The sequence below is a fragment of the Pseudogulbenkiania sp. NH8B genome (assembly GCF_000283535.1).
Taxonomy (GTDB): Bacteria; Pseudomonadota; Gammaproteobacteria; order Burkholderiales; family Chromobacteriaceae; genus Pseudogulbenkiania; species Pseudogulbenkiania ferrooxidans.
The window spans coordinates 1,262,377-1,286,761 of record NC_016002.1; the positions used below are offsets into that span (position 1 = coordinate 1,262,377).

23 protein-coding genes are annotated in these 24,385 nt (G+C 67.1%); 11 read left to right on the plus strand and 12 right to left on the minus strand.

Annotation, left to right across the window (positions count from 1 at the left end; all coding sequences use genetic code 11):
* Positions 1-96 precede the first annotated feature (96 nt).
* The 4 genes from NH8B_RS05985 to ptsP form a co-directional block, all read right to left on the minus strand.
* Positions 97-1,038, minus strand: a complete 942-nt coding sequence (locus NH8B_RS05985; RefSeq protein ID WP_014086476.1) for an ABC transporter substrate-binding protein — start codon at positions 1,036-1,038, stop codon at positions 97-99.
* A 271-nt stretch (positions 1,039-1,309) separates the two neighbouring features.
* The gene (locus tag NH8B_RS05990; RefSeq protein WP_014086477.1) at positions 1,310-3,055 is read right to left on the minus strand and encodes a PTS fructose-like transporter subunit IIB; all 1,746 of its coding nucleotides are present in this window, start codon (positions 3,053-3,055) and stop codon (positions 1,310-1,312) included.
* 68 nt (positions 3,056-3,123) lie between these two features.
* Positions 3,124-4,080 (minus strand): 1-phosphofructokinase, encoded by a 957-nt coding sequence (gene pfkB, locus NH8B_RS05995; protein WP_014086478.1) that lies wholly within the window; start codon positions 4,078-4,080, stop codon positions 3,124-3,126.
* Positions 4,077-6,578 carry a phosphoenolpyruvate--protein phosphotransferase gene (gene ptsP, locus NH8B_RS06000; protein ID WP_014086479.1) on the minus strand — a complete coding sequence of 834 codons (2,502 nt, stop codon included), beginning with the start codon at positions 6,576-6,578 and terminating at the stop codon, positions 4,077-4,079. Before ptsP ends, pfkB begins: the two co-directional genes overlap by 4 nt.
* A 267-nt stretch (positions 6,579-6,845) precedes the next feature.
* Here ptsP and NH8B_RS06005 point away from each other — a divergent pair, with 267 nt between their 5' ends.
* Positions 6,846-7,838: a LacI family DNA-binding transcriptional regulator gene (locus NH8B_RS06005; RefSeq protein ID WP_014086480.1), complete on the plus strand. Its 993-nt coding sequence runs from the start codon at positions 6,846-6,848 to the stop codon at positions 7,836-7,838.
* A 95-nt stretch (positions 7,839-7,933) separates the two neighbouring features.
* Here NH8B_RS06005 and NH8B_RS06010 read toward each other — a convergent pair whose 3' ends face one another.
* From NH8B_RS06010 to NH8B_RS06030, 5 genes are all read right to left on the minus strand, one after another.
* A complete protein-coding gene (locus NH8B_RS06010; protein ID WP_008955208.1) occupies positions 7,934-8,284 on the minus strand; it encodes a cytochrome C oxidase subunit IV family protein in 351 nt (116 codons plus the stop codon).
* Positions 8,285-8,293: 9 nt separating this feature from the next.
* Positions 8,294-8,989, minus strand: a complete 696-nt coding sequence (locus tag NH8B_RS06015) for a heme-copper oxidase subunit III family protein (RefSeq protein ID WP_014086481.1) — start codon at positions 8,987-8,989, stop codon at positions 8,294-8,296.
* 113 nt (positions 8,990-9,102) lie between these two features.
* Positions 9,103-9,723 (minus strand): cytochrome c oxidase subunit 3, encoded by a 621-nt coding sequence (locus NH8B_RS06020; protein ID WP_014086482.1) that lies wholly within the window; start codon positions 9,721-9,723, stop codon positions 9,103-9,105.
* Positions 9,720-11,498 carry a cytochrome c oxidase subunit I gene (gene ctaD / locus NH8B_RS06025; protein ID WP_014086483.1) on the minus strand — a complete coding sequence of 593 codons (1,779 nt, stop codon included), beginning with the start codon at positions 11,496-11,498 and terminating at the stop codon, positions 9,720-9,722. The genes NH8B_RS06020 and ctaD overlap by 4 nt, the downstream gene beginning before the upstream one ends.
* Before the next feature lie 37 nt (positions 11,499-11,535).
* Positions 11,536-12,666, minus strand: a complete 1,131-nt coding sequence (locus NH8B_RS06030) for a cytochrome c oxidase subunit II (RefSeq protein ID WP_014086484.1) — start codon at positions 12,664-12,666, stop codon at positions 11,536-11,538.
* Between the two features lie 419 nt (positions 12,667-13,085).
* On the opposite strand from NH8B_RS06030, the gene NH8B_RS06035 reads away from it, so the two are divergent.
* The gene (locus NH8B_RS06035) at positions 13,086-13,601 is read left to right on the plus strand and encodes a hypothetical protein (RefSeq protein WP_014086485.1); all 516 of its coding nucleotides are present in this window, start codon (positions 13,086-13,088) and stop codon (positions 13,599-13,601) included.
* 287 nt (positions 13,602-13,888) lie between these two features.
* Here the strand turns inward: NH8B_RS06035 and NH8B_RS06040 are convergent, their stop codons facing one another.
* The 3 genes from NH8B_RS06040 to NH8B_RS06050 all read right to left on the minus strand — a co-directional run bounded on the left by NH8B_RS06040 (position 13,889) and on the right by NH8B_RS06050 (position 16,142).
* Positions 13,889-14,215, minus strand: a complete 327-nt coding sequence (locus NH8B_RS06040; protein ID WP_232503535.1) for a thioredoxin family protein — start codon at positions 14,213-14,215, stop codon at positions 13,889-13,891.
* Between the two features lie 174 nt (positions 14,216-14,389).
* Positions 14,390-15,400, minus strand: coding sequence for a chorismate transformation enzyme, FkbO/Hyg5 family (locus NH8B_RS06045; RefSeq protein WP_232503536.1), 1,011 nt, complete (start codon positions 15,398-15,400; stop codon positions 14,390-14,392).
* A 55-nt stretch (positions 15,401-15,455) separates the two neighbouring features.
* The gene (locus NH8B_RS06050; RefSeq protein ID WP_014086488.1) at positions 15,456-16,142 is read right to left on the minus strand and encodes a phosphatase PAP2 family protein; all 687 of its coding nucleotides are present in this window, start codon (positions 16,140-16,142) and stop codon (positions 15,456-15,458) included.
* 237 nt (positions 16,143-16,379) lie between these two features.
* Between NH8B_RS06050 and NH8B_RS06055 the strand changes: the two genes are divergently transcribed.
* From NH8B_RS06055 to NH8B_RS06095, 9 genes are read left to right on the plus strand one after another with little or no spacing between them, the layout of a single operon-like run.
* Positions 16,380-16,658, plus strand: coding sequence for a phosphopantetheine-binding protein (locus NH8B_RS06055; RefSeq protein WP_008955199.1), 279 nt, complete (start codon positions 16,380-16,382; stop codon positions 16,656-16,658).
* Positions 16,655-17,311 carry a membrane protein gene (locus NH8B_RS06060; protein WP_014086489.1) on the plus strand — a complete coding sequence of 219 codons (657 nt, stop codon included), beginning with the start codon at positions 16,655-16,657 and terminating at the stop codon, positions 17,309-17,311. Before NH8B_RS06055 ends, NH8B_RS06060 begins: the two co-directional genes overlap by 4 nt.
* A gap of 33 nt (positions 17,312-17,344) precedes the next feature.
* Positions 17,345-18,691, plus strand: coding sequence for an AMP-binding protein (locus tag NH8B_RS06065; RefSeq protein ID WP_014086490.1), 1,347 nt, complete (start codon positions 17,345-17,347; stop codon positions 18,689-18,691).
* Between the two features lie 2 nt (positions 18,692-18,693).
* Complete coding sequence (locus NH8B_RS06070) at positions 18,694-18,993, plus strand: FabA domain containing protein (protein WP_014086491.1); 300 nt, start codon at positions 18,694-18,696, stop codon at positions 18,991-18,993.
* Complete coding sequence (locus tag NH8B_RS06075) at positions 18,990-19,916, plus strand: LpxL/LpxP family acyltransferase (RefSeq protein WP_014086492.1); 927 nt, start codon at positions 18,990-18,992, stop codon at positions 19,914-19,916. Before NH8B_RS06070 ends, NH8B_RS06075 begins: the two co-directional genes overlap by 4 nt.
* A gap of 7 nt (positions 19,917-19,923) precedes the next feature.
* On the plus strand, positions 19,924-20,511 hold the full coding sequence (locus NH8B_RS06080; protein ID WP_051002151.1) for a LolA-related protein: 588 nt from the start codon (positions 19,924-19,926) through the stop codon (positions 20,509-20,511).
* Positions 20,508-22,859 carry an MMPL family transporter gene (locus NH8B_RS06085; protein WP_014086494.1) on the plus strand — a complete coding sequence of 784 codons (2,352 nt, stop codon included), beginning with the start codon at positions 20,508-20,510 and terminating at the stop codon, positions 22,857-22,859. Before NH8B_RS06080 ends, NH8B_RS06085 begins: the two co-directional genes overlap by 4 nt.
* Positions 22,843-23,529, plus strand: coding sequence for an alpha/beta hydrolase (locus NH8B_RS06090; RefSeq protein WP_014086495.1), 687 nt, complete (start codon positions 22,843-22,845; stop codon positions 23,527-23,529). The genes NH8B_RS06085 and NH8B_RS06090 overlap by 17 nt, the downstream gene beginning before the upstream one ends.
* Positions 23,526-24,341 carry a polysaccharide deacetylase family protein gene (locus tag NH8B_RS06095; RefSeq protein ID WP_014086496.1) on the plus strand — a complete coding sequence of 272 codons (816 nt, stop codon included), beginning with the start codon at positions 23,526-23,528 and terminating at the stop codon, positions 24,339-24,341. The genes NH8B_RS06090 and NH8B_RS06095 overlap by 4 nt, the downstream gene beginning before the upstream one ends.
* The last annotated feature ends 44 nt before the right edge of the window (positions 24,342-24,385 follow it).

A 24,385-nucleotide genomic window follows, 5' to 3' on the forward strand; every position in this document is an offset into this window, starting at 1 on the left:
TCCCGCAGGATGACGGCGGAGGGGATGGCTCCCCTCCGCGTTGCTCGGGGCCGGTTCACGCCACGGCGGGCAGGCCGCCGCGGCGCGTGCCGGGGCTCAGTGCTGGGTCCAGCCGGTGTAGCTGGCGACGTTGGCCTTGGTCACGGCCGGGGTCGGCAGCAGGACCTGGCTCTTGGCCGGGCGCTTGCCGTTGAGGATGTCGTAGCCGATCTGCACCGCCATGGTGGCCATGGTGTACGGGTTCTGCGCGGCCGAGACGGCGAACAGGCTCTTCTTGTCCTTGAGCGCCTTTTCGGCGTCCGGGGCGCCGTCCACCGCGGCGATCAGCTTCACGTCGCTGCGGCCGGCCTGCTTCACCGCCAGCTCGGCGCCGATGCCGGTCGGGTCGTTGATGGCGAACACGGCGTCGATCTTCTTGTGCGCGGTCAGCAGGTTGGCCATGGTTTCCATGCCGCCGTCGCGGCTGCCGTGGGCGTCCTGGTTGTCCGACAGCAGCTTGATGCCCGGGTAGTTGCCGAGCACCTTCTTGCAGCCGGCCACGCGCGCGCTGACGGCGGTCACCGGCGGGCCGTTGACGATCACCACGTTGCCCTTGCCGCCCAGCTGTTGCGCCATGAACTTGCAGGATTCCGCGCCGGCCATGGCGTTGTCGGACATCACCGTGGCGTCGGCGCCGACCGCGCCGACGTCCACCGCCACCACGGCGATGCCGGCGGCACGGGCCTTCTTCAGTACCGGCTCGATGCCCATGGGGTCGGAGGCGTTGACCAGGATCACGTCCACCTTGTTGGCGATGAAGTTCTCGATCTGGCCGACCTGGGTGTTGAGGTCGTACTTGCTGGAAACGGTGGTGACCTTGACGCCGGGGCCGCCGATCTTCTTGGCGGCATCCTCGGCACCCTTGCCGATGGCGACGAAGAACGGGTTGGCGAGGTCGCCCACGGCGACGCCGACCGATTTCAGCGGACGGGCGGCGAAGGAGGGGGCGGCGAGGCCGGCCAGTACGGCGGCGGTCAGGACGGTGTAGCGAAGGTTCATGGTGTGTCTCCGTGTCGTGTGTTGTGTGTGGTGCTACAGCTGAACGTACTTTTGCTACAAGGTGATGGCATCGGCGCGCCGCGTGGTTGGCGCGTCAGCCGGGTTTTTTGGGCGAAGTTCTCCCCATGGCGCCCGCGGGGGTGCCCTGTCGATGCGAAATCAATGTAGTTTGATTACAAGGTTGGCCGAAAAAAAAAGGCCGCAGCCAAGTCCCGCCACCCGCGGCCCGGCTGGGCCGGGTCGGGAGGGCGGGGTGGTCGGGTAGACCGGATCAGGCTTGCAGCGGTTTTTTCAGCAGGCGCAGCAGGACCGCGGTGGTGACGGTGCCGGCCACCAGCGCCACCAGGTACATGCCCAGGTGGCTCACGGCGTTGGGGATCGGCAGCACGAAGATGCCGCCGTGCGGGACCTTCAGCTCGGCGCCGGAGGACATCGAGATCGCCCCGGTCAGGGCCGAGCCGGCGATCAGGGCCGGGATCACGCGCAGCGGGTCACGCGCAGCGAACGGGATGGCGCCTTCGGTGATGAAGGAGATGCCGAGCACGCCGGCGGCCTTGCCGGCTTCGTGTTCGTCGGCGGTGAAGCGGTCACGGAACAGCATGGTGGCCAGCGCGATGCCCAGCGGCGGGGTCATGCCGGCGGCCATCACCGCGGCCATCGGGGTGTACACCTGGCTCGCGATCAGGCCGGTGCTGAAGGCGTAGGCCGCCTTGTTGAGCGGGCCGCCCATGTCGAACGCCATCATCGCGCCCAGCAGTGCGCCCAGCAGCAGCGCGCTGCTGCCCTGCATGCCCTTGAGCCACTCGGTGAGCACGGCGAGCGCGGACGCCACCGGGTTGCCCACCACGTAGATCATCAGCAGGCCGACCAAGAGCGAACCCAGCACCGGCAGGATCAGCACCGGCTTCAGGCCGTCGAGGTTGCGGCCGAGCTTGATGTGGCGGTTGAGCCAGTCGGTGCCGTAGCCGGCGATGAAGCCGGCGATGATGCCGCCGAGGAAGCCCGAACCGAGGCTTGCGGCCAGCATGCCGCCCACCATGCCCGGGGTGATGCCGGGACGGTCGGCGATGGAGTAGGAGATGTAGCCCGCCAGCGCCGGCACCATCAGCGCGAACGCCGACTTGGCGCCGATCTGGAACAAGGCCCAGGCCAGCGTGCCCTTGTGGGCGTCGTCGAAGGCGTAGATGCCGCCCAGCGCGAAGGCGATGGCGATCAGGATGCCGCCCGCCACCACGAACGGCAGCATGAACGACACCCCGGTCATCAGGTGCTTGTAGGCGCCGGTGCGCTGAGCCTTGGCGGCCTCGGCCGGCGCGGCCTGGGCGGCGCTGCCGGCGGCCTTGGCCGAGGCGTGCTCGGTGGCCTCGGCGATGGCGCGCTTCACCAGCGCGGCGCCGTCGTGGATGGCGGCCTTGGTGCTGCTCTGGAACAGGCGCTTGCCGGCGAAGCGGCTGGTGTCGACCTGGGTGTCGGCGGCGATGATGACGAGGTCGGCGCGGCGGATCTCGTCCGCGCTCAGGGTGTTCTGCGCCCCGACCGAGCCCTGGGTCTCGACCTTGACGCGGTGGCCCAGCTGTTTCGCCCCCTGGGTCAGGCCCTCGGCCGCCATGAAGGTGTGGGCGATGCCGGTAGGGCAGGAGGTGATGGCGACGATCTCGAGCGCGGCGCTGGCGGCTTGCGCGGGGGCGGCCGGCTCGGCGCGTTGCGGCGCGGCGGAATCCTGCAGCGCGCTGGCGATGACGCCGTCGGCGTCGGCCAGCACCGCTTCCAGCGTGGCGACGTGGCAGCCGCGCAGGGCGAAGCGCTCGGACTCGGCTTCGCCTTCGCCGACCAGCACGATGGCGTCGGCGCGCTGGATCAGTTCGTCGGACAGGCGCGCCTGCACGCCGTGCGTGCTGCGCGTTTCGACCTCGATGCGGTGGCCCAGGCGCTCGGCGCCGTGGCGCAGCGCCTCGCCGGCGAGCAGGGTGTGGGTGGTGCGTTCGGGGCAGGATACCACTGCCAGTAGGTGTGCCATCTGTGTCTCCTCCATCTCGGGGCGTTGTAGCCCGCGTAGTTATCGTGCTGCCGTGTAATCGGGTGGGGCTAGGCCACCAGTTGCGCCAGATCGACGCGGGCCGCCAGCGCTTCCACCTCGGCGGCGGCCGGCAGGTGCGGGCCGACCTGCGCCAGCTTGCCGGCGGCAAACGCCACCGCCAGCCGCGCGGCGTCCGGGGCGCTGCGTCCGCCGTAGCGGGCGGCGATCAGGCCGGCCACCAGCGCGTCGCCGGCGCCCACGGTGCTGGTCAGTGCCACCTTGGGCGGGCGGGCCAGCCAGACGCCCTCGCTGCCGGCGAACAGCGCGCCGTCCTCGCCCAGCGACACCACCACTTCGGCGATGCCGCGCGCGCGCAGCCGGGCCACTTCTTCGCTCACCTCGTCCAGCGTCGCCAGCTCGCGGCCGACCAGCTGTTCCAGTTCGTGGCGGTTGGGCTTGATGCAGGCGGGCAGGGTGGCCACGCCGTCGGCCAGCGCCGCGGCCAGCGCGGCGCCGCTGCTGTCGAGCACCACGTGCGCGCCGTACTGGCGCAGGCGGCCGATCAGCACGGCGTAGCAGTCGTCGGCCAGCCCGGCGGGCAGGCTGCCCGCCAGCACGAAGCAGCGCCCCGGTTCGGCCAGGTCGTCGAGCTGCTGCAGCAGCGCGTCGAAGGTGGAGGCGCCGACCGCATGAGCGGGCAGGTTGACGTCGGTGGTGCTGCGGTCCGAGCCGTCCACCAGCTTGATGTTGACGCGGGTGGCGCCGTCGTGGCGCACGAAGCGGTCGTTGATGCCCTTGTCGGCGAACAGCTGCTCGAACGCCGTGGCGTTGTCGCGGCCGAGAATGCCGGTGGCGATCACCGGAATCTCCCAGTCGGCGAGGCAGCTGGCGACGTTCACGCCCTTGCCGCCGGCGTTGATCTGCGACGAGCGCGCCACGTTGACGGCGCCCGGCTGGAGCTGGTCGAGCATCACGGTCTGGTCGATCGCCGGGTTGAGCGTGACGGTGACGATGGGGCGGGTCATGCCGCGTCTCCTTCCAGCGCGCGCACGTCGGCGGCGCTGTCGCACTCGAGGGCCTGGCGCGCCAGATCCAGCAGGGTGCTGTGGGTGGCGGCACGCAGCCGTGCCTTGACCGCCGGGATGTCGCGCGGGCTCATCGACAGCTCGTGCACGCCGATGCCGGTGAGGATGGCGGCGCCGAGCGGGTCGCCGGCCAGGCCACCGCACACGCCGACCCACACCTGGTGGCGGCGCGCGCCGTCCACGGTCTGCTGGATCAGGCGCAATACCGCCGGGTGCAGGCTGTCGGCTTCGCGCGCCAGTTCCGGGTGCTGACGGTCGATCGCCAGCACGTACTGGGTGAGGTCGTTGGTGCCGATGGAGAAGAAATCGACGTGTTCGGCCAACCTGTCGGCCATGGTCGCCACCGCCGGCACTTCCACCATGATGCCGAGCGGCACCTGCGGCGCGTTCAGCTCCTGGCGGATGCGCTCGCAGTGGGCGCGCAGCGTGCGCACTTCGTCCAGCGAGGTCACCATCGGGAACATGATCGACATCGGGCCGTGCGCCGCGGCGCGGTACAGCGCGCGCAGCTGCGGCTCCAAGAGGTCGGCGCGGCGCAGTTGCAGGCGCGCGCCGCGCACGCCGAGGAACGGGTTCTCCTCGCGCGGCAGGTCGAGGTAGGGCACCTGCTTGTCACCGCCGATGTCGAGCGCGCGGATGATCAGGGTGCGGCCCTGCAGCGCCTCGATCATGGCGCGGTAGGTGGTGTACTGCTCTTCCTCGTCCGGCGCGGTATCGCGCTCCAGGAACAGGAATTCGGTGCGCATCAGCCCGACGCCCTCGGCGCCGGCGGTGAGCGCCTCGGCCACTTTTTCCGGGCGGTTGACGTTGGCGGCGATCTCGACGCGGTGGCCGTCGCGGGTCTGCGCCGGCAGCGCGCGGTCGGCGGCCTGGCGCGCGTCGCGCTCCTGTTGTTCGGCCAGCCAGCGCCGCGCCGAGGCCAGGTCTTCGGCGGACGGGTCGAGGTAGAGCCGGCCGCCGTGGCCGTCGAGGATCACGGTGGTGCCGTCCGGCACGTCGAGCAGCGCGGCGCCGCCGGCCACCAGCGCCGGCAGGCCCAGGGTGCGCGCCAGGATCGCGGTGTGCGAGGTCGGGCCGCCCTGCGCGGTGCACAGGCCGAGGGTGCGCGTGACGTCCAGCGTGGCGGTGTCGGACGGCGCCAGGTCGGCGGCGATCAGGATGGTCTCGCCATTGCCGTTGACGCCGTTGCTGCCGGTGTCGGCGCTGGGGTCGAGCTTGGCCAGCACGCGGCGGCCGACGTCGCGCAGGTCGGCGGCGCGCGCCGCCAACAGCGGGCTGCCCAGCGCCGCCAGTTTGCCGGCCTGCTGTTCCACCGCCTGATGCCAGGCCCAGGCCACGCCGTGCTGCTGCACCATGAAGCGGCAGGTCAGCGTGATCAGCTCGCTGTCGTTGAGCAGTTCGGCCTGGGCGCGGAAGATGCCGGCCTCGGCGGTGCCGAGACGGCGCGCGGTGTCGACCGCCAGCTCTTCCAGTTCGTCGCGGGTGGCAACGAGCGCGGCTTCCAGCTCGGCGCCGCCGTCGATCAGTTGGCCTGGGCGGTCTTTCACGTCGACGGCGTGCGCGCGCAATTGACGCGTGGTGCCGATGGCGAGCCCCGGGCTCGCGCTGATGCCGCCGATCGAGGGCAGCGCGCCGGCCGGCGCCCAGCCCTGGCGGTTGGCGTTCTTCTGTTTCAGCGCGGCGGCGGCGGCGTCGGCCTGCTCCTGCGCGGTGATGCGCGTCATCACGTCGCGCAGTGTGGCCAGCGCCTGCTCGGCTTCCGGGCCGGAGGCCGATACGTGCAGCTCGTGGCCGTGCTGCAGGCCAAGCTGCAACAGCCCGATCAGGTTCTTGCAGTCGGCGCTTTCCTGGTGGTTGCGCACCAGCACGTCAGCGTCGAAGCGGCGCGCGGTTTCCACCCACAGCGTGGCGGGGCGGGCGTGCAGGCCGTTGGGGTATTCCATGGTCCAGCTGAAGTGGTGCTCGTGGTCGGCCACCGTGGCCACGGCCGCTTCGGCCACCACGGCATCCTCGCCGAGCGCCGCCAGCAGCGGGGCCGGGTCGTTGGTGCCGAACAGTGTTTGCAGCTGTTTTTCGTCCTGCAGCAGGCGGGTGAGGCGGCGCAGCAGGGTGATGTGTTCGTCCGACTGGGCGGCGATGGCCACCACCAGGTGCACGCGCTGTCCCGGGTTCCATTCCAGGCCGCCCGGAATCTGCAGCACCGCCACGCCGGTGTGGCGGATCAGGTAGCGGTCTTCGATCATGCCGTGCGGGATGGCGACGCCATGGCCGAGGAAGGTGTTGGCGACGGTTTCACGGCGCAGCAGGCTGTCGATGTAGGCCGGGTCGATATAGCCGGCCGACGCCAGCAAATGCCCTGCCTCGGCGATGGCGCCATTCTTGTCGGCCGGGCTCGCTCCGAGCCGGACCAGTTCGGCCGGAATCAGCGGTAGTGGCATGGTGTCTCCTCACTCTTTGCCTGAAACCTGTCCAGGGGGCTGCGGCACGGGCTTAGCCGGGGGTGCCGACAGCGGCAGGTTCATCATTGATGTGTAGCAATTGAAATCGATTACATTTTGGCTGTCAATCGTCTTATGCCAACAACCGATGGCGAAATCCTTGGCTGTGGCCATTTTTGAGACAACCATGGCAGGGCAAGGGGCTTGCGTAGTGACGCGATTTCAGCGACGATCACGCGCAATATAGGAAATCGATATCAGGACACCATGAGCGCCAAAATCAAGGATGTCGCCGCCGCCGCCGGGGTCTCCGTCGCCACCGTCTCGCGGGCATTGGGCAGCGGGCCGGTCAGCGCGGCCCTGCGCCAGCGCGTCGAAGAGGCCGCCAAGCAGCTGGGCTACCGGCCCAACCTGTCGGCGCGCCGCCTGCGTTCGCAGCACACCCAGACCGTCGGCCTGATCGTGTCGGATATCCGCAACCCCTTCTTCACCGCCGTCAGCCGCGCGGTGGAGGACGCCGCCTACCAGGCCGGCATGCGGGTGATCCTGTGCAACACCGACGAGAACGCCGACAAGGAAGCGATGTACCTGCGGCTGATGGAGGAGGAGCGCGTCAGCGGCGTGATCTTCTCGCCGACGCGCGACACCGCGCGCCGCCTGCGTCCCGACGCCTACGATTTCCCGGTGGTGATGATCGACCGCGCCGGGCCGGCCGGGCAGGCCGACGCCGTGGTGCTGGACAACCGGCTGGCGGCACGGCAGCTGGTGGAGCACCTGGTGGCGCAGGGCTATCGCCATCTCGGCGGCCTGTTCGGCAATACCAGCAGCACCGGCGCCGAGCGCCACGCCGGTTTCGAGGCGGCGTTGGCGGCGCACGGCCTGGCCGGGGAGGGGCGTTTCATCGCGCCGACCGCCGAGGCGGCCGAGGCGGTGGTGACGCAATGGTTGGCCGAAGAGCAGCGTCCCGACGCGCTGATCGCCAGCAACGGCCTGCTGCTGCTGGGGGCGCTGCGCGCGCTGCAGCGCGCCGGGCTGTCCGCCCCCCACGATCTGGCCCTGGCGGGCTTCGACAACGAGGTGTGGACCGGCCTGGTCGGCAACGGCCTGACCGTGATCGAGCAGCCGGTGTACGAGATCGGCCGCACCGCGATGGAGATGCTGCTGAGCCGGCTCGACGACCCCGGGCTCAGCATCCGCAGCGTGGTGCTGGCCGGCCGCCTGCTGGTGCGCGGTTCCACCAGCCCGCACCCTTCCGCCTAGCGCCGCCACGGCGTCTTCGGCCAACCTTGAACCCCCGCGGGAACCGGTTTCCCGCGGGGGTTCCGTCTGTTCGGGACGCGAAAGGCGGCGTCCCTTCACTTCGGCTTGACGTGATTCACCACCGCAGCCTCATGGCCGAAGAACACGCCGCGCGTCGAGAAGGTGTAGTTCGCCTCCGCCTGCATCAGCCCCACCAGCACCAGCAGGCACAGGGGGGGAATCAGGATGGCGTAGACCAGCGCCAGCCGCTCCCAGCGCAGGTGCATGAAGACGCTGACGATCAGCCCCGCCTTCAGCAGCATGAACGCCACGATCAGGAACCAGCGCAACAAGCCCTGGAGATGGAAGTAGTCGACCAGGTAGGACAGGGTGCTGAGCACGAACAGCAGGCCCCACACCTTCAGATACAGGCCGATCGGGTGTTGCTGGCCGGATGCATGTTCCATGGCGTCACCTCACCACAGGTAGAAGAAGGCGAAGATGAAGACCCACACCAGGTCGACGAAGTGCCAGTACAGCCCGGCGATCTCCACGATCTGGTAGTTGCCGCTCTTCTCGTAGCGCCCGCCCAGCACCTTGAGCGCGACGGTGGCCAGATAGATCACCCCGGCGCTGACGTGCAGGCCGTGAAAGCCGGTGATCATGAAGAAGGTCGAGCCGAACTGCGGCGCGCCCAGCGGGTTGCTCCACGGCCGCACCCCTTCCTCGACGATCAGGTGGGTCCATTCGAAGGCCTGCAAGCCGACGAAGCACGCGCCCAGCGCTGCCGTGGCCAGCATCAGCGCCGCGCACTTCACGCGCTCGCGGCGGTAGGCGAAGTTGACCGCCATCGCCATGGTGCCGCTGCTGCTGATCAGGATGAAGGTCATGATGGCGATCAGGATCAGCGGCACCGCCGTGCCGCCGATGGTGAGCGCGAACACCTCGCTGGGATTGGGCCAGGGAACGGTGGTGGATATCCGCACCGTCATGTAGCCGGTCAGGAAACCGCCGAAGATGAAAGTGTCGCTGAGCAGGAACACCCACATCATTGCCTTGCCCCAGGGCACCTTGAAGGCTTCGCGGTCGCCCGACCAATCGACCACCACCCCCTGCCAGCCGGCAGCGGGTGTGAGCGGGGGCTCGGGAGGGGATGATTTGCGCTGTGCCATGATGGCCTACCTCGCAAAAAGAACATACTCGGCCCGACCCGGATGGCGGGTAAGGTCACGTCCCCCTTGTTGTCATGCCGGCACGCCGGCCGCGTACCCGCGCACGGCGGGCTTCAGGCGCTGCTGCAGATGGCCAGGATGGTGGCGGGCGGCACGATGAACAGCAGCCCGAGCAGCACCAGCCACAACGCCAGCAGAAAGTGCCAGTAGCGGGCGCACAGCTCGACGGCCAGCAGCCCGTCCGCCGTCACGCCGTTGTGTCCCACCCGTCTTATCGTCATGCCCCAGGCGACCAGCCCGCCGATCAGGTGCACGCCGTGCAATCCGCTCAGCAGGTAGAAGAAGCTGCTGGCCGGGCCACTGGCGATGACGTAGTCGAGCGCGGTCAGTTGCCGCCACAGCCACAGCTGGCCGGCGAGAAACGCCAACGCCAGCACGCCGCCCAAAAACAGCCCGCCCCTCATGCCGGCGCGCCGGCCGTGCCGGCCGGCCACCTGGGCCCACTGCAGGGCCGCGCTGCTCAAGAGCAGCAGCGCGGTGTTCAGCCAAACCGTCGGCAGCGTCGGCAGCCGCTGCCAATCCGCATAGCCCATGCGCACGATGTAGGCGTGCAGAAACTGCGCGAACAGCACCGTCACCACGCCCATGAACACCCACAGCGCCGGCTTGCCCGCGCTCGGCATGCCGTCCCGTGCCCCGCCCGCGTCGTGGCGGGCGCTCTGCGCTACGCTCATGTCTTTTTCCTCCCGCGCCGGGGCGCCGCCGCCTTGACCACTGTCTGGTCGTGGTCATCGCCGCCGCCCGCCACGGCGCTGTTCTGCGGCACGAAGTCCTGCGCCATGCCCGGCACGCTGTAATCATAGGCCCAGCGGTGCACCTCCGGCTGCTCCGCGCCCCAGTTGCCATGTCCCGGCGGCGTCTCCGGGGTCTGCCATTCCAGCGTGGTGGCCCGCCACGGGTTGCTCCCCGCCGGCCGCCCGCGGAACGTGCTGTGGACCAGGTTGTAGAGAAACACCAGTTGGGTGACCCCCACGATCAGCGCCGCCACCGTGATGAAGGCATTGAGCTGCTGGGCCGAGGCCGGAATGAAGGCGTAGTTGTCGTAGGCGTAATAGCGGCGCGGCATGCCCAGGATGCCCAGGTAGTGCATCGGGAAGTAGATGGCGTAGGTGCCGAGGAAGGTCACCCAGAAGTGGAGCTTGCCCAGGGTCTCGTTCATCAGCCGCCCGGTCACCTTGGGAAACCAGTGGTAGAGGCCGCCGAAGATCACCAGGATCGGCGACACCCCCATCACCATGTGAAAGTGGGCGACCACGAAATAGGTGTTCGAGAGCGGGATGTCGACGCTGACGTTGCCGAGGAACAGCCCGGTCAGGCCGCCGATCAGGAAGGTGCTGATGAAGCCGATGGCAAACAGCATCGGCACCGAGAGGTGGATATCGCTGTGCCACAGCGTCAGCACCCAGTTGTAGACCTTGATCGCGGTGGGCACCGCGATGATCAGCGTGGTGGTGGCGAAGAAGAAGCCAAAGTAGGGGTTCATGCCGCTGACGAACATGTGGTGCGCCCATACCACGAAGCTCAGCGCCCCGATCATCACGATCGCCCACACCATCATGTGGTAGCCGAAGATCTTCTTGCGGGAATGGGTGCTGATCAGGTCCGAGACGATGCCGAAGGCGGGCAGGGCCACGATGTACACCTCGGGATGGCCGAAGAACCAGAACAGGTGCTGGAACAGGATGGGGCTGCCGCCCTTGTAGCTCAGCGCCTGCCCCATCGACACGATGGCCGGCATAAAGAAGCTGGTGCCGAGCACCTTGTCGAACAGCAGCATCACGCCGCTGACGAACAGCGACGGAAACGCCAGCAAGGCCATGATGGTGGCGACGAAAATGCCCCACACCGTCAGCGGCATGCGCATCAGCGTCATGCCCCGGGTGCGCGCCTGCAGCACCGTGATCACGTAGTTCAGCCCGCCCATGGTGGCGGCCACGATGAAGATCAACAGCGAGACCAGCATCAGGATGATGCCCCAGTCCGAACCCGGCGTGCCGGGCAGGATCGATTGCGGCGGGTACAGCGTCCAGCCCGCGCCGGTGGGGCCGCCAGGTACGAAAAAGCTCGCCATCAGCACCAGCACCGCCAGCAGGTAGACCCAGTAGCTCAGCATGTTGAGCAGCGGAAACACCATGTCGCGCGCGCCCACCATCAGCGGAATCAGGTAATTGCCGAAGCCGCCGAGAAACAGCGCGGTGAGCAGGTAGACCACCATGATCATGCCGTGCAGGGTGACGTACTGGTAGTAGTGGTTGGCGTCGATGAAGGCGAAACGGCCCGGAAAGCCCAGTTGCAGCCGCATCAGGTTGGACAGCACCAGGGCCACCATCCCGACGGCGATCGCGGTGAGCGTGTACTGCACCGCGATCACCTTGTGATCCTGGCTCCACACGTAGCGGGTCCAGAAACTGTGCGGTTCGTGATGCTGCTCGGCTGAGGAATACGCCATCACACCCTCCTGCTGTCAATCTTCGGTCCGGGCCCGCTCAGGGCGTCCCGGCTTGCGCCACGGTCTTGTCCGACAGGGTCTTCATGTAGGCGATCAGCGCGGCGAGCTCCGGGTCGCTCAGGCTGAACGGAGGCATGATCGCCGGATAACCGTGCACGATCTTGGCGTTCGGTGTGCGGATCGACTCGGCGATATAGGCAGGGTCGACCTGCACGGTACTGCCGTCGGCCAGGGTCTCGGTCTTGCCGTACAGGCCTTTCCAGCTCGGGCCGACGCGGGCGCTGCCGTCGGCGCTGTGGCAGGCCACGCAACCCCGGCTTTGCGCCAGCAGCTTGCCCTGCGCCGGCAGGGCGGCACCGGTCGCCGCGACCGGCGTGCGGGTGGCGCCATGGGCAAAGATCGACTGCCGGCCAAGCCAGGCCTGAAAAGCCGCGGGCTCTTCCACTACCACGTAACCGCGCATGTTGAAATGGCCCACGCCGCACAGCTGCGCGCAGAGAATCTCGAAGCGGCCGGTCCGGGTCGGGGTAAACCAGAAATGGGTCACCATGCCGGGAACCAGATTCATGCGCGCGCGGAAGGGCGGCACGTAGAAGTCGTGCAAGACGTCCTGGGAGCGCAGCAGGACCTTGATCGGCTTGCCGACGGGCAGGTGGACCTCCGAGTTGAGAATCAGGACGTCATCCTGGCCGTGAGGGTCGTTGGGGGCCAGCCCGAGCGGATTCTCCGCACTCACAAAGCGGCTATCCGTGACCCCCAGCCGGCCATCCCGGCCGGGGAAGCGAAAGCGCCACTGCCACTGCTGGCCCACCGCCTCGAACACCAGGGAGTCTGCGGGGGGATCGATATAGGCGGCGTAGACGAACAGGCCCGGGGCCAGCATGGCGATGATGCCTACCGCGGTCAGGCCGGTCAGCCAGCCTTCCAGCTTCTTGTTTTCCGGATCGTGGGCGGCGCGGTGGCCGTCACGCTGGCGGAAGCGGATCAGGCAATAGGCAATGAACAAATTGATGGCAATGAAGAACGCCCCGGTGATGGCGAGGGTGATCATCAGCGTGGTGTCGATCTGTCCCCAGTTGGAGGCCAGCGGCGTGAGCCACCATGGACTGAGAAAATGAAACAGGACGGCAGCGGCGACCAGCGCCATCAAGACGATTGCGAGTGCCATAGGGTATCGGTCCTGCGTAGTTCTCCTCGCGGAACACCCCGGTCCGGCATGAGGGACGACAGTCACGGGCCGCAGGCTCCAGCGGCGCAGGGCGGGTGAGTGGCCGGCCGGCTTCAACGCGCCAGGCAAGCGTGCCGGATCGACGACATCTCCCGGCCTGGCACAGCAGTCGATGCAACGGACCCCGCGGCGCCTGACCGTTGCCCCGTGTTCGACAGGGCTTGGCCAGGCGTGCCCGGATCCGCCATTCCAGTGGTTTCAACTTAGCACATTGTGGGCAAAGGGCACGGTGGCGATCGGTGCGCCGAGCGTGGCGCGGTGGGATGGCCAGGGCGATGCGGGATTGAGAGTGGGCGGGTTTGGGTCTATAAAATGACTTCAAGGTAGTGATTTTCAATCGCAATCCGGGAGGTGGCGCCATGCGCAAACGGATTTATTACCTTATTCCCGACTTGGCCAATGCCCAGCGCCTGATGAACGACTTGCTGCTGGCGCGCATCGAGGAAAAGCACATCCATTTTCTCGCCAAGGAAGGCGTCGATCTGTCCAGTCTCCACCGTGCCAACCTGTTCCAGGAGTCGGACATCGTCCACAGCGCGGAGATGGGCTTGATCATCGGCGGGGCCACCGGCTTGATTTCGGGACTGGTGGCCGCTTTGTTCATCCTGGCCGACACCGGCCTGCCGTGGGGCGGCGTGGTGCTGGTGACCTTCCTGATCGGCGCCGTGTTCGGGCCTTGGGCGGCGAGCATGATCGGCTGTTCGGTGCCCAACAGCCGGCTCAAGCCGTTCCGCGAGGCCATCGACCGTGGCCAGATCCTGCTGATGGTGGATGTGCGGGTGGCCGAGGTCGAGGATATCGAGAACTTGCTGCGGAAAATTCATCCGGAAGCCCATCTGGAAGGTGTCGAACCGACGATTCCGGCCTTCCCCTGAGCCTTGTTTTGCCGCAGCCAGCGTCAGGCGGCCGGCGGGAGGCGTGTCGTCAAAACAAACGGCGGAGCCGCGAGGCCCCGCCGTTGTCACGTCATTCTGGCCGCCCGCTTGGGCGATCGTACCCGCGGCGGGCGGCGTGCCACGTGTCGCTCGCCGTGGCCGTCACGTTGCATTCTTCGCTGTAGTACCAGACTCAGCGTCTGGGCCAGGCGTGATGCCCGCGCAGCAATGGGCCTGCCTCGCCGTGGCGGTATTGCGGTGGTGGTCAACGTTGGCCGAAGCCCTGGTCACGGCGCGGCATCGATCTGCGCCAGCGCGTGGCGGATCGACTCCGCGTCGTCCGGCCTGATCAGCCGCGCCACTTCCTGGCCGTCGCGCAGGAAGACCAGCGTCGGCCACAACTTCACCCCGAACGAGCGCCCCAGCCGCCGCCCCCTGCCATCCTCGATCTTGATGTGGCACATGCCCTGATGGGGGAAGAGCGCGGCGGCGATCAGTGCTTGCGCGGCCTGGCAGTGGCCGCACCACGGCGCGCCGAATTCGAGCAGGACCGGGCCGGTCATCGCGTCGATCTCGGCGCGTGACGGTTCGCTGTCGGCATAGCGGGTGTTCATGACCATGTTCTTTCCTCGGAACCTGTTTTACGATCTGCTGCGCGTCGGCGATACGGCGTTAAAACCGTCTGCGGAATGCTCATTTACCGCTTGTAAACCCCGCTTCCTCAGCCGTTTTCGCCTTGTCTCGCTCCAGCTCGCGAGAACGTAAACAGGCTCTTACGACAGACCCTGCTAGGAGCGGCGGGCGATGCCGTGCGCCTCCACTTCCACCAGCAGGTCGCTGCGGCAGACGTCGGCCTGCACATACACGGCCCGGATATCCCGGCCGATCAGTTGCTCCAGCGTGGCGCGCACCTTGGGGTAGTCGGCCGCGTGGCGGATATAAACCCGGTAGTCCAGCCCGGCCAGGGTGTAGCCAGCGGCCGGCGCCAGCCGGCTGGCCTGCTCGACCAGTACGGCGATATTGGCCACGGTTTCCCGGGTCTGCGCCACCACATCGTCGATGTGCACGGTGCCATGGCCGACGATGCTGGCGGTGCCGGAAATGAACAGGATGTCGTGCCGGCCACTGTTGGCGATGGCGGCACGGGTAAAGGTGGGGCTGCGTGGCCCGTATTGCCGTGGATACTCGAAAGCGCTGATCTGGCGCGGATTCTCGATGCCGCGCGCGGCCTGGCGCGCCGCCAGGAAGGCAATGCTCAGCGGGCCCTCGGCCACGCCCAGCGCGCAGGCGGCGGGGCTGCTGTCCACCGGCCGCGCGAAGCCGGCAAATGCCTGGTGACGGCCGATGTTGAACTGCCGGTAGCGTTCCAGTCCGTGTTCCATCTCATTGATGCGCGGCACGTAGTTCCACACCCGCCACAGGTGCGGAAAGCCTTCGGCCTCCAGCAGCGAGAACAGCTGGCGGTAGGCTTTTTCCGCGGCCAACTGCAAGGCGGTGCCGGTGTCGCTGCCATGGCCCTCTTGCAGTTCGATCACGCCGTAGAGCAGGTCCTCGTTGGCGCTGAAGCGGGTGTCCTGGAAGCGGCCGCGGCGACAGGGTGTCGCACTGTGCCAGTATTCGTGCAGTTGTTGCATGCCGCCCAGCAGAGGCATGCGTACCCGTTGCACCGGCCAGGACAGGGCTGGCGCCGGATGGTGCAGGCTGCTCATACCCAGGATGCCGGCGTCCGCGGGGAGCGGCTGCCCGCCGCTGGCGGAGGGGTCACACTGGAAAAACTGCAAGCTGGTGTCTGGACTCATGATGCGGATGTTTCGGCTGCAACGGCGAAATGGTGAATGGGGTAGGGTGGGCGGCTCAACGCGGCGGCAGCAGGCAGCCGCCTTGGGCATGGGCCTTCAGGCCGCTCAGCCAGGCCGTGCCCAGCCCCAGCAACGTGCCGGCCAGCACGTCGAGCGCCACATGCTGCTTGACCGCCATGGTGGAATAGGCGATGGCCACGCACCAGACGATGTTGAGCCATTCGAGGCCGCGGCCCAGCCGCAGCAGCCGGATGCGCCAGTGCAGCCAGAGGGCGGAAAATACGGCGGTGGCCACGTGCAGCGAAGGAAAGGCATTGCCCGCGGTGTCGACATTTTTCAGAAAGGCCACGCCGGGATACTGCTTCCAGTCGATATCGGCCGGTGCGATGGCGTTGGGCCAGAAATAGAATACCGTCAGCCCCAGGAGGCAGGGCAGGGCAACCCGAAAACCGTACTCGACAATTTCACGCCGGCTCAGCATCAACACCGCCGGCAGGGAAACATAGGCCCACAGCGACAGGTAAATCGGCAATGCCCATGGCTGGAAGCCGAGCAACTGGTCCAGCGGCGTGGCGGGAATGATGGTGACCGCGGAGGCCGGGTGCCGCAACAGGTACACATAGCCGACAAAAAATACCGAGGTGAAGCCCATGGTGCCGAACATCTTGAACCAGAAGTGGGCCAGAATGGTGGCCATGATCCCGGCCTGGCCGGGGGGCTTGCTGATCACTCCCTTGTTCAAAACGGCTCCTTGGAAAATGGTGTCCGGGCGGGGGCGGTGGTATGCCGATGGGAATATTTGTTATACTCCGCGATTGGATTTTCCGCGTGCGCGCGCAGACTTTAGCTGGTGTCGGAAAGACATGTCGAAAGGTTATACCCATGACATGTTTCAATCGGCAGGGCGATGATACCGAAACTGCGTGACGTTGGCGATTGTCAGCATTTCCTTTAAACAAGACCTTATTTATTTCAAATTATGGAACAAGCTACTGCACCGGATCTGGCTCTGGAACGTGAAATCGCCGGGCATATCGTTACCGCGCTAAACTTTGATATCGCACCCGAAGACATCGTTCCTGAGGCGCCGCTGTACGGTGACGCGCTGGGGATCGACTCCATCGACATCCTGGAAATCGCACTGGTGATGTCCAAGCAGTACGGTGTGCAGATGAAAGCTGACAGCGAAGACAACTCCACCATTTTTGCCTCCCTGCGCGCGCTGGCGTCCTATATCCGCGAGCACCGCAGCAAATGACCGGGCTATGGCGCACCGTGCGCCTGGTGTTGCTGGCCCTGGTGGCCGGGGCCTACCTGGTATTTGATTACCTGGCCTCGTCCTCCAGCCAGCCGCCGCTGTACGCAGTGCTGATCGGTGCCACCCCGCTGACTCTCGGGGTGATTGTCGCCTGCTGGAATTCGGCCTTTCGCCTGCCTGCCATGCTGCTGTGCACGGGCGTGCTGCTGGCCGTTGCCCTGAATCTCGATCGCCTGTTGTCGCACGCCGCCTGGCTCTACTTTTTTCAGCACGCCGGCATCATGACCAGCCTCGGCATCATGTTCGGCAGCACCCTGGGCAGCCACGAGGGTGCCCTGTGCTCGCGCATTGCCCGCTTTGCCAGCGCCGAGCCGCTGGATGCGCGCTACCTGCGCTACACCTGGAAAGTCACCCTGGCCTGGACTCTGTACTTTGCGGCCAGCGCCGGCATCTCGCTGCTGCTGTTCGCGTTTGCCGAGCTCGCCACCTGGGCGCTGTTCGCCTCGCTGTTCACCCCGCTGTCGCTGGGGCTGATGTTCGGCGGCGAATACCTGGTCCGCCTGCGCGCGCTGCCGGGGCAGCCACACTTCAGCATCGCCCAGACCATCCAGTCCTATCGCAAATACACGCAATGCCGGGACGCCGCCGAATAGTCCCGAACTGCCGACCTTGATCCTTTCCGTTCCATGAGCCTGATTCCGCTGCTTCCCGATGCCGACCGCCATGCCGCTTTTACCTTTCGCCAGGGCAAGGCGATTGACCGGGAGACTTTCCACGCCCACGTGATGGCGCTGGCTGCCGCGCTGCCGGAAGGGCAGCGGGTGACCAACCTGTGTACCGACCGCTACTGGTTCGCCGTGGCGCTGTTTGCCGCCATCGCCCGCGGCATGCTCACCGTGCTGCCCAATTCGGCCGCGCCCGAGCATATCGCCATGGTGGCGGCCGAGCAGCCGGGCCTCCTGGTGCTGGGCGACCAGGCCGCCTGCCCAGTGGAGGGTCTGCCGTATTTCCGGGTGGATGTCCTGCCGCAACTGGTGCCGCCTGCCGCGACCGAGATGCCGCTGGTTCCCTTCGACCAGCGTATCGCCTGCATGTACACCTCCGGCTCCACCGGCACGCCGATGCCGCACTACAAGACTTTCGGTCGCCTGCGGCTGGCCGTTCTGGCCGGGGCGGAGCGGGTGTGGGCAGCGGCCGGCGCGCCGTGCTCGGTGGTGGGCACGGTGCCCATCCGTCACATGTACGGGCTGGAATCCAGCGTGCTGCTGCCCATTCTCGGCGGCGGGCGCATGTCGCCGCAAATCCCCTTCTTCCCGGCCGATATCGCGGCCAGCCTGGCGGAAATGCCGGCTCCGCGCCTTTTGGTGATCACCCCTTTCCACCTGCGCAAGCTGCTGGAGGCTGACATCGCCCTGCCGGAAATCGCCGTCATCCTGTCGGCCACCGCGCCGCTCTCGGCCGAGTTGGCCGCACAGGCCCGGCAACAGCTGGGCTGTCCGGTGCTGGAAATCTACGGCTCCACCGAAACCGGCCAGGTTGCCACCCGCGAGACCGAGCGGGAAAGCCACTGGCAGACCCTGCAGGGCATCACGCTGGAACAGCGTGACGACGAGTTCTGGGCGGTGGGCGAGGTGTATGAAACGCCGCAGGTGCTCAACGACACGCTCGAGCTGTTCAGCCCGCAGCGGTTCCGCCTGGTGGACCGCAAGGCCAACATGATCAACGTCGCCGGCAAGCGCAGTTCGCTGTCCTTCCTCAACGCCACGCTCACCGGCCTGCCCGGTGTGGTGGACGGCGTATTCTGCGTACCCGAGCGCGGCGGCAACGGCGAAGTGGAACGCCTGGCCGCCTTCGTGGTCGCACCGGGACTGGACCGCGCGCGCATTCTGGCTGGCCTGCGCCAGCACATCGATTCGGTCTTCCTGCCGCGCCACGTGGTATTCGTCGAAACCCTGCCGCGCGACGGCAACGGCAAGATTCTGGCCCGCACCCTGCAGGACCTGATCGTGCAACATCTTCCTAAGCGGGACTAAGCATGCAGCACGCCACTCTCTCTATCGCCAGCGATCATCCGGCCTACGCCGGGCATTTTCCCGGCCGTCCGGTGCTGCCGGGAGTGGTGCTGCTCGACCACGCCATGCTGGCCATCGAGGACGCCTGCCAACTGCAACTGAGCGGTTTGCTGCTGGCCAAGTTCCATAGCCCGGTCAGCCCGGGGCAGGCGTTGCGGCTGGAATTCCGCCAGGACGCTGCGGCCGTGGCGTTCACTCTCTTCCATGAACAGCGCAAGGTGGCTGACGGCAAGTTCGCCATCGCCGTGGAGCAGGCCGGGTGAGCGAGCCGACCACCTCGGGACCGCAGCCGGCCGCGCCGGCCTGGATGCAGCAGCGCGAACGCGGCAACCGCTTCTGGCTGCGCGTCATGTCCACGCTGTCCTGCCTGCTGGGGCGGCGTTGCTCGCGGCTGGTGCTGTACGGCATCGCCGCCTATTTCCTATTGTTTGGCGGCAGGGCGCGTGCGGCTTCTCGCGCCTACCTGACGCGCAGCCTATGGCGGCCGCCACGCTGGTACGAGCAGTACCGGCATGTGCTGAGCTTCGCCAGCACCATCCACGACCGGGTCTATCTGCTGCGCGACCGTTTCGACGACTTCCACATCGACTTGTCCGGCACCGAGACGCTGCACCGCCACTACGACAGCGGCCAGGGGTTGTTGCTGTTCGGCGCCCACCTGGGCAGCTTCGAGGTCTTGCGGGCGATGGCGCGCAGCCGCCCGGAGCTGCAGATGAGCATGGCGATGTATCCGGAGAATGCCCGCCAGATCAACCAGGCCCTGCAGGCCATCAACCCGCAGGCGCAGCAGGACATCATCGCGCTGGGGACGCTGGACGCCATGCTGGCCGTGCACCGCCGGCTGGAGGAGGGCGCGCTGGTGGGCATTCTGGCCGACCGCGCCTCCGGGCCGGACCAGTATCTGAGCCGCCCCCTGTTGGGTGCGCCGGCGCGCTTTCCCAGCGGCCCTTTCCGTATGGCGGTCATGCTCAAGCACCCGGTGTACTTCATGGCCGGCATCTATCTGGGCGGCAACCGCTACCGCGTGCATTTCGAGCTGCTGGAGGATTTTTCCGGTACGGGGCGCCAGGGCAGGGAACAAGCGATGGACGCGCTACTCGACAACTATGTGGTGGCGCTGGAACGTCATTGCCGTGCCTACCCATTCAACTGGTTCAATTTTTACGATTTTTGGGATGAAAGCTAAACCGATCATGCGTGCACCTATCATGAGCAAGACGTTGGCCGGTCTGGCCGTGCTGCTGACGGCCGGCCTTTGCCAGGCGGCGGAATTGAGCGTGGCGGATCTGATGCAGATGCTGGGGCAGAAAAAATCCGGCACGGCCACCTTTGTCGAGAAGAAATACATCGCCATGCTCAAGCAGCCGCTGGAATCGTCCGGCGAGCTGGCCTTCACCGCGCCCGACCGTTTGGAAAAACGCACGCTCAAGCCGAAGGCGGAATCGGTGCTGCTGGAAGGCAACAAGCTGACGCTGGAGCGCAGTGACGGCCGCAAGATGACGGTGGCCCTGTCCGACCGCCCCGAGGTGGCGGCCTTTGTCGAAAGCATCCGCGCCACCCTGTCCGGCGACCGCGGCGGGTTGGAACGCTTCTATACCCTGGCCCTGAGCGGTGACGCCGAGCAGTGGAAGCTCAATCTCACGCCGATCCAGCCGCGCATGCAGAAGGTGATCAGCCAAATCCGCATCGCCGGCAAGCAGGCCCAGGTAAAGACCATCGAATTCCAGCAGGCCGACGGTGACCGTTCGGAAATGGCCATTACCAGCACCAGCGCCAAATGAAGCCTCGCCACCACAAACTGGCGCTGTTCGTCTGGCTGGCGCTGATGCTGGCCTCGGTGCTGGTGATCGTTCAAACCCGCTTTGTCGCCGACCTGTCGGCCTTCATGCCCAAGGTGCCCAGTGCACGCCAGCAGATGCTGATCGACCAGCTGCGTGACGGCGCCATCGCCCGTATCGTGCTGGTGGGGATCGAAGGCGGCGACGCGGCAGAGCGCGGCCGGCTGTCGCGCCTCATGGTAAGTGAGCTGGCGCATAACCCGCGTTTCACCTCGGTGCAGAACGGCGATGGCCGGGTCCAGCAGCGCGACCAGCAGTATTTCTTCGCCAACCGTTACCTGCTGAGCCCGGCGGTCTCGTCGCAGCGCTTCAGCGCCGACGGCCTGCGCGCCGCCGTCCAGGACACGCTGGACGCCATGGCCGGCGACGCCGGCCTGGTGGTGAAGAAGATTCTGCCGCGTGACCCCAGCGGCGAAACCCTGCAAATCCTCGACCAGTTTATCGGCGAGAGCCAGCCCAATAGCAGCGACGACATCTGGGTGTCGCGCGACGGTAAGCGTGCCGTGCTGCTGCTGCAACTGGCCGAGTCCGGGCTGGATACCGATGCCCAGGCGGCGGCGCTGGCGGACGTGCGGCAAACCTTCGACCGCCTGCCGGCACGCCATGCCGATACCCGGCTGGTGATGAGCGGCACCAGCGTGCTGTCGGTGGCCTCGCGCGATACCATCAAGAGCGAGGTGGAGCGGCTGGCCACGCTGGGCACCGTGCTGGTGGTGGCGCTGCTGCTGCTGGTGTACCGCTCGCTGCCGCTGCTGCTCTTGGGGCTGATTCCGGTGTTGTCCGGCGCCCTGGTGGGTATTGCCAGTGTCAGCCTGGGCTTCGGCCAGGTGCACGGCCTGACGCTGGGCTTCGGCACCACGCTGATCGGCGAGGCGGTCGATTATTCCATCTACCTGTTCATCCAGCGCGCCGGTGGCAACGAGCCCAGCCATTTCTGGCGCACCATCCGCCTGGGGGTGCTGACCTCGATCACCGGCTTTGCCGCGCTGATGTGCTCCAGCTTTCCCGGCCTGTCCCAGCTCGGGCTGTACTCCATCAGCGGCCTGGTCACGGCGGCGCTGGTGACCCGCTACATCCTGCCGGGCCTGATGCCGGCCCGCCTCAACCTGCGCGATTTGAGCGGCGCAGGTCTGCTGCTGCAAAACAGCCTGGATTTCCTGACCCGCATGCGTTGGGTGATGGCGGCGGCCCTGCTGGCGGCGGTGGCGGTACTGGCGTTCAATCCGCAGGACATCTGGAACCGCCAGCTCAATGCGCTCAGCTCCATTTCCAAAGAGCAGAACAAGCTGGACGCCGAACTGCGTGGCGATCTGGGCGGCAACGACATGCGCTACGTCGCCAGCTTCAGCGCGCCGGACCAGGAAAGCGCGCTGCGGTTGGCCGAACGCACCCGCCCCGTGCTGCGCGAGCTGGCCCGTCAGCGCGTCATCGGTGGCTTCCACACCCCGGACGAACTGCTGCCCAGCCTGGCCAGCCAGCGAGCGCGCCAGGCGGCGCTGCCGGTGGCTGCCGAGGCCAGGCTGCGCCTTGACCAGGCGCTGCAGGGCATGCCGCTGCAAGCCGATCAGCTCCGGGGTTTCCTGGCGGACGTGGAGCGCAGTCGCAGCCAGCCGCTGTTGAGCCGGCAAAGCCTGCAGGGCAGTGCGGCCAGCGTGTTGTTGGATTCGATGCTGATCAAGCGCCCCAACGGCTACCTGGTGCTGATGCCGTTGCGGCCGGCCGGCGAGGGGGCGCAGGGCGACCAGATCGCTCTGGACAAGGTGAGGGCGGCGCTGGAGCGGCATCAGCTGGGACAGGTGACAGTGATCGACCTGCTGGAGGAAACCACCGCCATCTTCGACAGCTACACCCACGAGGCACTGGTGTTCTCCTCGCTGGGCAGCCTGGCCATCCTGCTGTTGCTGGGCCTGACCTGCGGCTGGGTGCAGGCGGTGCGGGTGACGATTCCGCTGGGCTGCGCCGTGCTGTGCACGGTGGCCATTTTCGACGCCAGCGGCATCCAGCTGACCATCCTGCATCTGGTGGGGCTGCTGCTGGTAGTGGCCATCGGCTCCAACTACGCGCTGTTCTTTGCCAACAAGCAGCAACTGGGTAACGAGGTGGAGCAGCGCCAGGTGGAAGTCTCGCTGGTGGTGGCCAACCTGGCGACGGTGACCAGTTTCGGCCTGCTGGGGACATCCAGCGTGCCGGTGCTGTCCTTCATCGGCAGCACCGTGGCGATCGGCGCTTTGCTGGCGCTGGTGTTTTCCGCGATGATGGCGAGGATTCAGCCCCGTGCGCACCATTCTTGATCGTTGGCAGCCGGTAGAGCGGGCCGACAGCCTACTGGTGCTGCTGCCGCCGGCCAAGGCCAGCCTGGAAGACCTGGTCGCCCAGGGCATGGTGGCGGCAGTGCGCCAGCGCGGCCTGCCGCTAGACATCGTGCTGGCCGAGGTCGGCTACCAGCAGGTGATGGCCGGCACCGTGGCCGGGAGCCTGCATGAAGCGGTGATGGCGCCGGCTCTGGAGGCCGGCTATCGCCGTATCTGGCTGGCCGGCATCTCGCTGGGCGCCTTCAATGCGCTGCACTATGCCGCCCTGTACAGCCGGCATCTGGCGGGGATCAAGCTGCTGGCGCCGTATCCGGGCACCGCCGACATCCTGCAGGAAATCAGTGCCGCCGGCGGGCCGCAGACCTGGGCGGACAGCCCAGCCTCCTCGCGCCAGGACGAGTGCGTCTGGTGGCACTGGCTGTGCCAACAGGTGGCGAGCGACGAAGATGACTGCCCGGTATGGCTGGGCATGGCGGAACAAGACCGCTTTGTTGTCGGGCAGCAGATGCTGGCCGGCCTGCTGTCGTCGCAACGGGTGCACCGTGTGGCAGGCGAGCACCACTGGCCGGTCTGGCTGCAGCTGTGGCAGCACTGGCTCGATCACGGCCCGCTGCCGGCCCAACTGTTGTCGGTAAAGGGGCAAGCATGACCTCATGGCAGGCCTCGCCGTTTCTCAAGCTGTGCGTCGCCCTGCATGGCCTGGCCGTGCCGGTCCTGCTCCTGCTCCTGCTCCTGCGGCCGTCCAGTTGGCCGTGGCTGCTGCTGGCGCTGTTTCTGCTGCATGGCGGCATCGCGCTGGCCGGGCTGTTGCCGCGCTGCGCCCTACTTGGCCATAACTTGACCCGGCTGCCCGCCGCCGCCGCCCGGCGCGGCGAAGTGGCCATCACCATCGATGACGGCCCGGACCCGGCGGTGACCCCGGCCGTGCTGGAGATTCTGCGCCAGTACCAGGTGCCAGCTACCTTCTTCTGTATCGGCGAGCGCGCGCTGCGCCACCCCGAACTGTGCCGCCGTGCCGTGGCCGAGGGCCACGACATCGAAAACCATGGTCAGCGCCACCGCAAGCATACCTCCCTGTTCGGACCGGCCGGCTGGCGCGGCGAAGTGGGCGAGGGTCAGGCCACGCTGCAGACGATCACCGGCCGAAAGCCCCTGTTCTATCGGCCGATCGCTGGCTTGCGCAATCCCTTCCTCGATCCGCTGCTACAGCGCTCTGGGGTGTTTCTTGCCAGCTGGACCCGGCGTGGTTATGATACGCGCGTGCGCGATCCCGACGCGGTGTACGCCCGGCTCGTTCGCAATCTTGCTGCGGGCGATATACTGCTGCTGCACGATGGCAACGCCGCGCTCACTCCTGACGGCAAGCCGGTCATCCTGGCTGTGCTGCCACGCCTGCTGGAAGAGTTGGCTGCGCGCCGGCTGAGGCCGGTCACGTTGAGACAGGCCTGCCAATCAGCCTGATCAGGTGCCCAGCCGGCCCGCCCTTTCTTTCGCCAACCCATGCT